Here is a 12,014-nt window from a genome sequence, read left to right on the forward strand (position 1 = left end):
GCGCTATCGATGCCCTATCGAGCGCATATACGGGCCCGGACACGACGAAGGCCCCCGACGCCGGTCGGCGTCGGGGGCCCGTTGCGGGGCAGGCCGGTTCAGCCGGCCGGCCTGCTCACCGGGGTGCGCAGGGCGGCTTCCGCGTCGTGGCCGAGGATCCAGCTCACGTCGGCGGCGGCGCCCTTGACGTCGCCGTCGGGCTTGCCCTGGGGCTTGGCGCCCGTGCGGGAGCCGAGCTGCACCCGGGTGGTGTGCGGGCGGCGGGCCGTCTCGTAGCGCTCCAGGGCGGCCGCGAGGTCCTGCGGCCCCTCTCCCGCCTCCGCGAGGCAGACGGCGAGGGCGACGGCGTCCTCGACGGCCTGGTTGGCGCCCTGCCCGTGGTGCGGGAGCATCGGGTGGGCGGCGTCGCCGAGCAGGGTGGTGCGGGCGGTGCTCCAGCGCTCCAGGGGCGCGCGGTCGTACAGGGCCCAGCGGCGCACCTCGCCGGCCGCGCCGACCAGCTCGCGCACCTGCGGCGCCCAGCCGGCCAGTACGGCGTCCAGGTCGGCGCGGTCGCCGGCGCTGGTCCAGGACTCGGCGTCGCCCTCGGGCGCCGGCACCACCACCACGTACGTGAACTGCCGTCCGCCGGACACCGGGTAGCACAGCACCCGTGCCCCGGGGCCGGCGAACATGTACATCCGGGCCGGGTCGAGGCCGGGCACGTCCGCCGCGTCGACCAGTCCGCGCAGCGCGCTGTTGCCCGAGTACACGGGGGCGTCCTCGCCGGCCACGGTGCGGCGCACCATTGAGTGCACCCCGTCGGCTCCGACCAGGACGTCGGCCGCGGCGGTGGTGCCGTCCGCGAACTCCAGCCGCACCCCGTCGGGGTGTTCCTCGTACCGGACGAGCTCCTTGCCGGTCCGCACGCGCTCGCCCGGCACCAGGCCGGCCAGCATCCGGTGCAGGTCGCCGCGGTGGACGGTGAGGTAGGGGGCGGCGAACTGAGCCTCCCAGGCCCCGCCCATCTCCTGCACGGCCACCGTGGCGCCGTCGTGGAAGGCCCGGACCTCCAGGGCCTCGGGGCGTACGGCCAGCTCGGCGAGGCGCGGACCGAGGCCCAGGCGCTCCAGCAGCCGGGTGCCGTTGGGGCCCAGGTGCATGCCGACGCCCTGTTCGCGCAGGGCCTCGCCGCGTTCGTAGACGGTGACGTCCAGGCCCCGCGCGTAGAGGGCCGCGGCGGCGGTCAGGCCGCCCAGGCCCGCGCCGATGACGGCGATCCGCGGGCTCACCGGGGCTCCCGGGCGCTCTCGAAGGACTCGAACGCGTCGAACTCGTCAAAGGAGCCGAAGGCATCGAAGCCGTCGAAGCCGTCGGGCCCGCCGCCGGTGCCGGTGCCCAGGGCCAGCAGGGCCTCCAGCTCGCCCGCTCCGGCCAGTTCCACGTCGGCGACGGGCGTGTCGGGCTGCGCGACGGCGGCCGCCAGCATCCGCTCGAAACCGTCGGCGAAGCGCGCGACCGTCTCCCCGTCCAGCACGTCCGTGTCGTAGGACAAGACGGCCGTGATCCCGTCCTGGGTCTGCTCGATGCGCAGCAGCAGGTCCAGCTGGCCCTCCTGCTGCGGGACGTCGATCAGGGCGATGTCCAGCCCGGCGTAGCGGACGGACGGGCCCTCGCCCGCGCCCGGCGGGACGTTGGGCACCGGCGGCTCCATCCGGTCCATCTGGACCAGGAACAGCGCGGTACGGAAGACCGTGGCGCGGGGGAAGGCCAGGGCGCAGGGGTAGCGCACGTTGACCATGCCGCGCATGACCCGCTCGCCGGCCTGGGCGGCCGTGCTGCGGAAGGTGGAGCGCTCGTCGAAGTCGGCGCGCACCGGCATGGTGTTGAGGAAGCAGCCGATCACGTCCCGCTGCGCACGGCCCATCCGGCTGGTGGCCGGGACCCCGAGGACGAAGGCGTCCTGGCCGGTCCAGCGGTGGGTGAGGGCCTGGAAGACCGCGAGCAGGTACGCGAAGGGGGTCACCCCGGCCGCCGAGGCGGCCCCGGGCAGGGCGTCCGCGGTGTCCTTGGGGAGCTGCCGTACGACGGTCGCGCCCCGGTAGGAGCGCAGGGCGGGCCGGGGCCGGTCCAGCGGCAGCTCGGCCGCGGCGGCGTCCGCCACCGACTCCTGCCACAGCGCGGCGGCGCGCCGGCCCGCCTCCGAGGCGGTGTAGCGCAGCTCCTCGGCCGCGTGGTCGGCGTACGAGCCGGGGAGGGGCCGCCAGGCGGGCTCGGTGGCGGCCGCGAGGCCCTCGTAGGCGTCGAGGACGTCGCGGACCAGCAGCCAGCGGGAGGTGAAGTCGCTGACGATGTGGTGGGCGGAGGTGACCAGGGCCCAGTCCTCGTCGGAGCGGCGCAGCAGCACCACCCGGAAGGCCCCGGACTCCAGGCGGAAGGGGCGGGATCCGGCCTCCTCGGCGGCGCGGTGCAGCGCGGCCTCGTCGGCGCCGTCGAGGTCGCGGAACTCCAGGCGGACCAGGGGGGCTTCGCTGACGGTGCGGCGCACTCCGGCGGCGCTCTCGGTGAAGACCGAGCGCAGCAGTTCCTGGCGGGCGCCGACGGCGGTGACGGCGGCGTCCATCGCGGCGGGGTCGACCGGGCCGCGCAGCCGCAGGGGCATGACGATGTTGTAGGCGGACGCCTCGGGCGAGACCCGGTAGGCCGTCCACATGGACTGCTGGATCGCGGTGAGCGGCAGCGCCTCGGCGGTGGTGGTGGTGCTCATCCGCAGCCTCCCGCGTGGCTCATGTCGGTGGTGCGGCCGGCGCCGACCGCCGCGAGCTCCCTCTCGGCGGGGGTCTCGGCGGGGGCGGCCGGCTCGGCCGGCGCGAAGGAGGCAGCGAAGGCGGAGACCCGGTCCAGGCCCCAGTACGGCTCGCTGCCGTGGATGAAGTACGGGACGCCGAAGACCCCGTCGCGGTGCACGTCCGTCAGCGCGGCCGCCCCGCGGGCGCGCAGCCCGGCGTCGTCGGTGGCGGCGGCGACCGCGGCCGGGTCCAGGCCGATCCCGGCGGCGAGTTCGACGACGGTGGCGGGGTCGCAGATGTCGCGGCCCTCCAGCCAGCGGGCCCGCCCCGCGCGGGCGACCCACTCCCGGCCCAGGCCCGCGTCGGCGGCGAGGAACCAGGTCAGGTGCGCCGGCTCCCACCACGGGGAGCGGTCGGCCGGCCAGGTCAGCGGCAGGCCCCGGTCGGCGGCGAGGCGGCGTACGTCGCGCAGGATGTAGAACTGCTTGGCGCGGCTCATCGGCGTGTACGGGAACTGCCCGCCGGCCTCGTCCAGCAGGCGCGCGCTGGTCTCGTCCGGCTCCCAGAAGGGGCGCCATTCGACCCGGTCGAGGAGGCCGGGGTGCTCGCGCTCGATGTCGTGCAGGGCGAAGAAGCTGTAGGGGCTGCGCAGGTTGAAGTAGAACCGGGGCGGTTGGGCGGCACGGCCGGCCATGTCGAACTCCTCTGTGAATCAGGCTGGTCCCGGTGGTCGGGCGGGTCAGACGACCAGACCGCCGTCGATGTGGAAGACCTGTCCGGTGATGTAGGAGGCGCGGTCGGAGGCCAGGAAGGACACCAGCTCGGCGACCTCGTGGGCCTCTCCGAAGCGGCCCAGCGGGATGCGGGCCGTCATCTCCTTCGCGTGCTTCTCGGACAGGCCGCCGACCATGTCGGTGGCGATGAAGCCGGGGGCGACGGCGTTGGCCCGCAGGCCGCTGCGGCCGGATTCCTTGGCCAGGGCCTTGGTGAAGCCGATGATCCCGGCCTTGGTCGCCGAGTAGTTGCTCTGTGTGGCGTTGCCGGCGGCGGCGACCGAGGACAGGGTGATGATGGTGCCGCGCCGGCGCTTCATCATCGGGAAGGCCAGCGCCTTGGCGAAGTTGAACGTGCCGTCGAGGTTGGTGCGGACCACCGCGTCCCAGTCCTCGTCCTTCATCATGGCCAGGTGGCCGTCGCGGACGATGCCGGCGGCGGTGACCAGTACCTCCACCGGGCCCAGTTCCGCCTCGGCCTGCGCGGTGAAGGCCCGGACCTGTTCGCGGTCCGTGACGTCCACCCGGCGGGCCAGCACCCGCGCCCCCAGCGCCTCGGCGGACTTCGCGGCGAGGGCGGCGGCCTCCTCGTTGGACTGGTAGCAGAAGGCCACGTCGTGGCCGTCCCGCGCCAGGATCTCCACCACGGCCCGGCCGATGCCGCGGGAGCCGCCGGTGACGAGGGCTACCGGCCTCGGTGTCTCGGACATGGATAGATGCCTCTCTCTTCGGGACGCGGGTGCGCGTGTAGGGGGTGAGGTGGCGGGGGGGGGGGCGCGTCGGCGTGCGCCCCCCGGCGGGTTCAGCCGAGCCGCAGCAGGGTGGCTCCGACGGTGCCGTCCCGGTCGATGGCGGTGACCAGGGCGAGCCGGTCGACCAGGGCGGCCTCGGCGCCGGCGTGGGCGAGCACCGCGGCCAGCTGGAAGGCGGCCGAGGCGGCGGTCGCGTCGCCGACGAGGGGGCGCACGGCGATCCGCTCGCCCGCGACGGCCTCCAGCGCGGACTCCTCCTGCTTGCCGAGCAGCCCGGCCGGGGTGCCCGGCGCGACCAGCGCGACGTCCTCGGGGGCGGCGCCCGCGTCGGCGAGCACCTCCGCCACGCAGCGCGCCAGCGCGGAGCCGGCCCGTCCGCTCTCCGGGAAGGCCCGGAAGCGGGAGCCGAGCACGGTGGCGAGCACCTGGCGGCCGCCGTCACGGGCGGCGGCCCCGCTCTCCAGCAGGAACAGCGCGGCGCCCTCCCCGAGGGGATCGGCCGCGGCCCCGCCGTGGTCGGCGACCCGCTCCAGGCGGGCCCGCTGGACGGAGAACTCCTCGGCCGCGCCGGCCAGCAGCGCGTTGGCGTGGCCGCCGCGCAGCAGCCGGGAGGCGTAGTTCAGGGCGAGCAGGCCGGTGGCGGAGCCGCCGGAGACGGTGACGTTGGGGCCCTTGAGGGTGTGCCGGATGGCGCTCTGGCCCGTCGGGCAGTTCATCACGGTGTTCGGGAACCGGGCCGGGTCGACGAGGTAGGGCTTCTCCCCCGTCAGGGCGTCCTTGGTGAAGTCCATGATGGACTGGACGCTGCCGGAGGTCCCCAGCACGAGCCCGGTCTTCTCCGGGTCCGCGGCCAGGCCCCGGCCGAAGTCCTCCAGGAGTTCGCCGACGGTGACGACGGCGATCCCGGTGGCCCGGTCCATGGAGCGGGTGCCCTTGCGGCCGAGCACCTCCTTGATGTCGAAGCCCGGGATCAGGCCGGCGTCCTCGTACGGGACGGGCCACAGGCCGCGGTCGACGGGGGCCGTGGCCGCCCTCCGGGCGAGCAGCCCCTCGGCGAAGGACCGCCGGCCCAGGCCGTACGGGGAGGTCACCGCCCAGCCCGAGATGACGAGCTGCCGCTCCCGGGGTTCGGCTGCCGTGCTCATGCGACCGCGCTCCTCTCGTCTTCCCAGTGGCCGAGGACCAGCACGGCGTTGTTGCCGCCGAAGGCGAGTCCGTTGTTCTGCACGACCTTGAGGTCGGCCTCGACCGCCTCGTTCGGTACGCAGTCCACCCCGCACTCGGGGTCGGTGGTGCGGTGGTTGATGGTCGGCGGGATGAACCCCTCGCGCAGGGCGAGGGCGCAGGCCGCCGAGGCGAGGGCGCTGGCGGCGCCCATCGTGTGGCCGATCATCGACTTGATCGAGACGGTGCGGGGCAGGTCCTCGCCGAACACCTGGCGGATGGCTCCGACCTCGGTGACGTCGTTGGCCCTGGTGCCCGTGCCGTGCGCGGAGATGAAGTCCACGTCGGCGGGGGTGATGCCGGCGTTGGCGTGCGCGGCGGTGATGCAGCGGGCGATCGAGTCCCGGTCGGGGGCGACCGGGTGGCTGGCGTCGCAGGACAGCCCGTACCCGAGGACCTCGGCGTAGATCCGGGCGCCGCGGGCCAGGGCGGATTCCAGGGATTCCATCAGCAGGATGCCGGCGCCCTCGCCGGTGAGGATGCCCTGCCGGTCGGCGTCGAAGGGCCGGCACACGTCGGGGGCGATGGTGCCGAGCCGGTAGAAGCCGGTGAAGGTCTTGCGGCACAGGGCGTCGGCCCCGCCGCACAGGGCCATCTCCACGTCTCCGGAGCTGATGGCGTCGTAGCCGTAGCCGACGGCGTAGTTCCCCGCGGCGCAGGCGGTCGGGACGGTGACCGTCTCGACGTCCTCCAGGCCGAGTTCGCGGACGATGCCGCCGGAGAGCCGGCCCGGCCACACGCGCCGGGCCACCACGGGGTCGAGGGTGTCCTCGCCCGCGGCGACCTGGAGCCCGGTGAGGTGGTCCAGGTCGCGGGACTCGCCGTCGGTGGTGCCGACCGAGACCAGGGAGCGCCTGGCCCGGACGTCCGCCTCGGTGAGTCCCCCGTCGGCCACCGCCATGCGGGCCCCGGCGACCGCGAACTGGGCGGCCCGGCCGAGCTCGTCGGCCGGGAGCTCGCGCAGCCAGGCCTCCGGCTCGAAGTCGGTGATCTCGCAGGCGTTCGAATGGGCGAAGCCGGTGGTGTCGAACGCGCTGATGGGCTTCGCCCCGCTGCGTCCGGCCCGCAGGCCCTCGGCGAAGGCGTCCACGCCCGTGCCGATGCTCGTCACGACACCGAGACCTGTGATCACCACCCGGTGCCGGGCGGCGGGTCGCCGCCCTGTCGCGGCCGTCTCGGAGGTCACTTGCCCTCGGCCTCCGCGATCACGGCGTAGACGCCGACCAGGTTGACCATGCGGCTGAGCTCGGCCTGCTCCAGCGTGATGCCGAAGACCCGCTCCAGGGAGGCGAGGATCTCGATGGTGCGCAGGGAGTCGGCGTCGTGCTCCTCCTTGAAGAGGCTGGTCTCGGTCACCTCGTCGAGGTCGAGCTCGAGGATGTCGCAGACGATTTCCTTGATCTGCTCCTTGCGCTCGGTGTCGAGGGCGGGGATCTGGGTGGTCATCCGAATTCCTCCGGTGGGTGGGGATCGTGCGGGTGGGGCGGTGCGGGTGGGGGCGTCGCCGGTGGCTCCGGGCGGGGCCGGCGTGGGATCGATGGTGGGAGCGGCCGCTATCCGTGGCCTATATCCACCAGATGGGGGGTGACCGCGGGCTGCGGGTCCTTCCACAGGTGGGAGACCTCGCCGAACTGGCGGTGCACCCAGGCGTCGTCGTAGATCGTCTCCAGGTAGCGGTCGCCGCCGTCGGGCAGGACGAGCACCACGTTGGAGCCCGGGATGATGTCCGGGGCGATCCGTTCGAGCGCGGCGACCACGGCCCCCGAGGAACCTCCGGCGAGGACCGCCTCCTGGCGGACGAGGCGGCGGCAGCCCACGACGCAGTCGAGGTCGCCGACGTGGATCACCCGGTCCGCGTCCGTGGGGCGCAGCAGCCGGGGTACGACCGAGGCGCCGTGGCCCGGGATGAGCCGGGTGACGCGTTCGGGCGGGGCGAAGAGCACGCTGCCGATGGCGTCGACCGCGTTGACGGTGGTGTTCATGCCGTGCCGGCGGATGTACTCGGCGCAGCCGCCCAGGGTTCCGCTGGTGCCGGCGGCCACGACGAGCTGGTCGACGCGGCCGTCGAGGGCCTCGGCGATCTCGCGCATCGTGGTCTGGTGGGCGACCGGGTTGAGCGGGTTGGAGTACTGGTCGGGCCAGTAGGCGTCGGGGGTCTCGGCGACGAGGTCGGCGACCCGCCGCAGCCGGGCGGGCAGCAGCTCGCCGGTGACCGGGTCGGGGTCGACGACGATCTCGACCTCGGCCCCGTAGGCCCGCAGGATCGCGACGTTCTGCCGGGTCGTCCGGGCGTCCACCACGCAGATGAAGCGCAGGCCGAAATAGCCGCAGATCTGGGCGAGCCCGATCGCGAGATTGCCCGAACTCGACTCGATCACGGTGGATTCACCGGGAACGAGTTCCCCGGATCTGATGCGCGCCAGCACCATGGAGAGTGCCGAGCGGTCTTTGATACTTCCTCCGGGATTGAACCGCTCCACCTTCGCGAACACCCGCGAGCCGAGGCCCGGCAGCAAACGCTCCAGTTCGATGAGCGGCGTTCCTCCCACTGTCGAGAGGATTCCCTTCGTCCCTTCGTCGTACGGCATCTGATGCAGCCATCCTCTGCTGGGAGTTGCGGGGTGCGGATACAACGGGACCGAGATTCGGCCAATCCGCTATACCGATGCCATACGGCCGGTTATAGGTGGCGCATAGTCGTCGGCCGGAATCTCTTTCCCATCGCACAACGGAACTCCCCATGCAGACGGAAGAGAGAGTCCCTACATGACCGGCACCGACTCGCGCATTCAGAAAGTCGTCATCCTGGGCGGCGGTACCGCCGGCTGGATGACCGCCGCCTACCTCGGGAAGGCGCTCCAGGGCACCGTGGACATCACCGTCCTGGAAGCGCCGGCGATTCCGCGGATCGGTGTCGGCGAGGCCACCGTCCCCAACCTCCACAAGGTCCTCTTCGACTACCTCGGCATCGCCGAGGAGGAGTGGATGCGGGAGTGCAACGCCAGCTTCAAGATGGCGGTCCGGTTCGTGAACTGGCGCACCGGCGGCCAGGGCCAGCCCGACGCGCGTGAGCTGGACAACGGCGGCCCGGACCACTTCTACCACCCGTTCGGCATCCTCCCCGACAGCGACAACGTGCCGATGTCGCACTACTGGGCCAAGCGGAAGCTGGAGGGCCAGACCGAGGAGCCGTTCGACTACGCGTGCTTCCGCGAGCCCCCGGTCATGGACGCGCTGAAGTCCCCGAAGTGGCTCGACGGCACCCCGTCCACCCGCTACGCCTGGCACTTCGACGCCGCCCTGGTCGCCGACTTCCTGCGCCGCTTCGCCACCGAGAAGCAGGGCGTCCACCACGTCCAGGACGAGATGACGCACGCGGAGAAGGACGAGCGCGGCTTCGTCAAGGCCCTGCACACCAAGGCCGGCCGGGTGCTGGACGCCGACCTCTTCGTGGACTGCTCCGGCTTCCGCGGGCTGCTCATCAACCAGGCGATGGAAGAGCCGTTCATCGACATGAGCGACCACCTCCTGTGCGACAGCGCCGTCGCCACCGCGGTCCCGCACGACGACGAGGCGAACGGCATCGAGCCGTACACCTCCGCCATCGCGATGTCCTCCGGCTGGACCTGGAAGATCCCGATGCTGGGCCGTTTCGGCTCCGGCTACGTCTACTCCAGCAAGTTCACGACGCAGGAGGAGGCGACCCGGGAATTCAGCGCCCTGTGGGGCCTGGACCCGGAGACGACGAAGTTCAACCACGTGAAGTTCCGGGTCGGCCGCAACCGCCGCGCCTGGGTGAACAACGTGGTGAGCATCGGCCTGTCCTCGGCGTTCCTGGAGCCGCTGGAATCGACCGGCATCTACTTCATCACCGCCGCCATCTACCAGCTCGCGAAGCACTTCCCGGACCGCAACTTCCACCCGGAACTGGCGAACAGCTTCAACCACGAGATCGAGGTGATGTTCGACGACACCCGCGACTTCATCCAGGCGCACTTCTACTACGCGCCGCGCAACGACACGCCGTTCTGGCGCGCGAACAAGGAGCTGACGCTCCCCAAGAACATCCAGGAGAAGATCGCCGCGTACAACGCCGGCCTGCCGATCAATTCGCCGATCGCGGACGAGTCCACGTACTACGGCAACTTCGAGGCGGAATTCCGCAACTTCTGGACCAACGGCAGCTACTACTGCGTCTTCGCCGGCCTCGGCCTGGAGCCGGACGCCCCCCTGCCGATCCTCGCGCACAAGCCCGATTCCGTGGCCGGCGCCGAGGCCATGTTCGGCAAGGTCAAGCAGGAGCAGGAGCACCTCCTCGACACCCTGCCCAGCACGTACGACTACCTGCGCAAGCTCCACGGCTAGTCCGTACGCAGTCGCTTCCATCCGGTGCGCAGGCCCGGAGCCGGCCCCTCCCTCCGGCTTCCGGGCCCGCGCCGCACCCCGAGCCCCAGGAGGGTCCCCACCCATGTCAGCCACCTCCCAGCCGTCCCCGTCCGTCCGCGCAGGCCTGTCCGACGGCGCGGCCGAAGCCGACATCAGGCCCCTGATGTCGGCGTTCCCCTCGGGCGTCTCGGTGATCACCACGATCGGCGCGGACTCCGAGCCGCGCGGCATGACGTGCAGCTCGCTCGCCAGCGTCGCCCTCTCCCCGCCCACCGTCGTGCTGTGCCTGCGCACCGCGAGCCCCACCGTCCAGGCCGTCCTGGAGACCGGGCACGTGGCCGTCAACCTGCTCCACGAGAACGCCCGCCCCGTCTCCGACCTGTTCGCCTCGGGCACCCCGGACCGCTTCGCGCGCACCGAGTGGCGGCTGCCGCTCGGCGCCGGCGGCCCGCACCTGACGGAGGCCTCGCACGCGGTCGCCGACGGGGAGGTCACCCAGGCCGTCGAGTTCGGCGACCACACCGCCGTGTTCGTCCGCATCAGCCGGGTCTCGCTGCGCGAGGACGAGGAGCCCCTGCTGTACGGCAAGCGCAGATACGCCCGCTGGACCGACGCCACCGCCGTCCCGGGCCCACCCGCCGCGGCCCCGCCCCCGCCGGCGATACCGGCCCCGCTCGGCGCCTCCCCGGCCCCGCTCGGCGTGCCCTCGGCTCCGCTCGGCGTGCCCTCGGCTCCGGAGGGGGCGGCCCGTGTCCGCCCGTGACCCCCTGCCCGACCTGCTGATCGCGATCCCCGCCGTCATCCTCGCGTGCAAGGCCGGCGCGATGCTCTTCCGCCGCCTCGGCCAGCCGCCGGTGGTCGGCGAGATCGCCGTCGGCATCCTGCTGGGCCCCTCGCTGCTGGGCTGGCTGTGGCCCGAGGCCCAGACATGGCTGTTCCCCGGGACGGTCCTGCCGTTCACCGGGGCGTTCGGAAACATCGGTCTGCTGGCGTTCATGTTCCTGGTGGGCCTGGAACTCAACCTCTCGGCCCTGCGCGGTCACAGCCGTACGGCCATCGCCGTCAGCCAGGCGAGCATCGCGCTCCCGCTGGTGCTCGGCTCGGGGCTGGCCCTGCTGATGTACGACACGATGGCGCCGAAGGGGGTCACCAAGCTCGCGTTCGTCCTGTTCATCGCGGTGTCCATGAGCATCACGGCGTTCCCGGTGCTCGCCCGGATCCTCACCGACCGGGGGCTCTACAACACCCGCATCGGCGCCCTGGCCATGGCCTGCGCCGCGGTCGACGACGTGACCGCCTGGTGCCTGCTGGCCGCGGTCGTCGCGGTCAGCACCAGCAGTTCCCCGCTCGAGGCGGCCACGACGGCGGCCCTGGCGGCGCTGTTCCTGGCGTTCATGATCTACGCCGTCCGGCCGCTGCTCGCGCGGTGGGCCGTGCGGGCCGCCCGCACGGTGGACTCCGTCGTCCTGGTGGTGCTCTTCAGCGGGCTGTGCCTGTCGGCCTTCACCACCGACAAGATCGGTGTGCACGCCCTGTTCGGCGCCTTCGTCTTCGGGGTGGTCACCCCGCGCGGCTCCCGGGTGATCGAGCTCTGCGCGGCCCGGCTGCGGGCCTTCACCATCCCGGTCCTGCTGCCCCTGTTCTTCGTCAACACCGGCCTGAAGACCGATGTGGGGCTGCTGGCCGCCGATCCGGCGATGTGGCTGTGGGCCCTGGCCGTCATGGTCGTGGCCTTCCTCGGCAAGTGGGGCGGCAGCACCACGGCGGCACGGGCCACCGGCCGGTCCTGGCGGGACGCCATGTCGATCGGTGCGCTGATGAACTGCCGCGGACTGACCGAGCTGGTGGTGCTGAACCTGGGGCTGGAGCTGGGGGTGATCGGGCCGGAGCTGTTCACGATGCTGGTCCTGATGGCCCTGCTCACCACGGCGATCACCTCCCCGGCCCTGTCCTGGCTGCGCAAGGGCGTGCCCCCGGACGCGGAGGCCGCCGATCCCCCCGAGGGGCCCCCGGTCCACGAACCGGTGCGGCTGCCGGCGCAGGCGGCCGCCCTGTGACGCCGGGGCCCTGACCGCCGCCGGTGCGGCCGCGCCGTCCCCCTCCCGGGGACC

The 12,014-nt window shown here is 72.9% G+C and carries 11 protein-coding genes; 3 read left to right on the forward strand and 8 right to left on the reverse strand.

What is annotated here, in order from left to right; all coding sequences use genetic code 11:
- Nucleotides 1-98 precede the first annotated feature (98 nt).
- From AB0D45_RS28830 to sbnA, 8 genes are all read right to left on the reverse strand, one after another.
- On the reverse strand, nucleotides 99-1,271 hold the full coding sequence (locus AB0D45_RS28830) for an FAD-dependent monooxygenase (RefSeq protein WP_362464346.1): 1,173 nt from the start codon (nucleotides 1,269-1,271) through the stop codon (nucleotides 99-101).
- Entirely contained in the window at nucleotides 1,268-2,746 is a 1,479-nt protein-coding gene (locus AB0D45_RS28835) for a condensation domain-containing protein (RefSeq protein WP_362464349.1), read from the reverse strand. The genes AB0D45_RS28830 and AB0D45_RS28835 overlap by 4 nt, the downstream gene beginning before the upstream one ends.
- Nucleotides 2,743-3,462 carry a DsbA family protein gene (locus AB0D45_RS28840; RefSeq protein ID WP_362464352.1) on the reverse strand — a complete coding sequence of 240 codons (720 nt, stop codon included), beginning with the start codon at nucleotides 3,460-3,462 and terminating at the stop codon, nucleotides 2,743-2,745. Before AB0D45_RS28840 ends, AB0D45_RS28835 begins: the two co-directional genes overlap by 4 nt.
- 45 nt (nucleotides 3,463-3,507) lie before the next feature.
- On the reverse strand, nucleotides 3,508-4,251 hold the full coding sequence (fabG, locus tag AB0D45_RS28845; RefSeq protein WP_361608441.1) for a 3-oxoacyl-[acyl-carrier-protein] reductase: 744 nt from the start codon (nucleotides 4,249-4,251) through the stop codon (nucleotides 3,508-3,510).
- A 92-nt stretch (nucleotides 4,252-4,343) separates the two neighbouring features.
- Nucleotides 4,344-5,438 carry a beta-ketoacyl synthase N-terminal-like domain-containing protein gene (locus tag AB0D45_RS28850; RefSeq protein WP_362464355.1) on the reverse strand — a complete coding sequence of 365 codons (1,095 nt, stop codon included), beginning with the start codon at nucleotides 5,436-5,438 and terminating at the stop codon, nucleotides 4,344-4,346.
- The gene (locus AB0D45_RS28855) at nucleotides 5,435-6,703 is read right to left on the reverse strand and encodes a beta-ketoacyl-[acyl-carrier-protein] synthase family protein (protein WP_362464358.1); all 1,269 of its coding nucleotides are present in this window, start codon (nucleotides 6,701-6,703) and stop codon (nucleotides 5,435-5,437) included. The genes AB0D45_RS28850 and AB0D45_RS28855 overlap by 4 nt, the downstream gene beginning before the upstream one ends.
- Nucleotides 6,700-6,963, reverse strand: a complete 264-nt coding sequence (locus AB0D45_RS28860; RefSeq protein WP_361608447.1) for an acyl carrier protein — start codon at nucleotides 6,961-6,963, stop codon at nucleotides 6,700-6,702. The genes AB0D45_RS28855 and AB0D45_RS28860 overlap by 4 nt, the downstream gene beginning before the upstream one ends.
- 107 nt (nucleotides 6,964-7,070) lie before the next feature.
- Nucleotides 7,071-8,105 (reverse strand): 2,3-diaminopropionate biosynthesis protein SbnA, encoded by a 1,035-nt coding sequence (sbnA, locus tag AB0D45_RS28865; protein WP_361608449.1) that lies wholly within the window; start codon nucleotides 8,103-8,105, stop codon nucleotides 7,071-7,073.
- Nucleotides 8,106-8,283: 178 nt separating this feature from the next.
- On the opposite strand from sbnA, the gene AB0D45_RS28870 reads away from it, so the two are divergent.
- From AB0D45_RS28870 to AB0D45_RS28880, 3 genes are all read left to right on the forward strand, one after another.
- Complete coding sequence (locus tag AB0D45_RS28870; RefSeq protein ID WP_362464361.1) at nucleotides 8,284-9,882, forward strand: tryptophan halogenase family protein; 1,599 nt, start codon at nucleotides 8,284-8,286, stop codon at nucleotides 9,880-9,882.
- Nucleotides 9,883-9,985: 103 nt separating this feature from the next.
- Nucleotides 9,986-10,666 (forward strand): flavin reductase family protein, encoded by a 681-nt coding sequence (locus AB0D45_RS28875; RefSeq protein WP_362464364.1) that lies wholly within the window; start codon nucleotides 9,986-9,988, stop codon nucleotides 10,664-10,666.
- Nucleotides 10,653-11,960, forward strand: coding sequence for a cation:proton antiporter (locus AB0D45_RS28880; protein WP_362464367.1), 1,308 nt, complete (start codon nucleotides 10,653-10,655; stop codon nucleotides 11,958-11,960). Before AB0D45_RS28875 ends, AB0D45_RS28880 begins: the two co-directional genes overlap by 14 nt.
- Nucleotides 11,961-12,014 lie beyond the last annotated feature (54 nt).

This window comes from Streptomyces sp. NPDC048352 (assembly GCF_040651895.1).
Classification (GTDB): Bacteria; Actinomycetota; Actinomycetes; order Streptomycetales; family Streptomycetaceae; genus Streptomyces.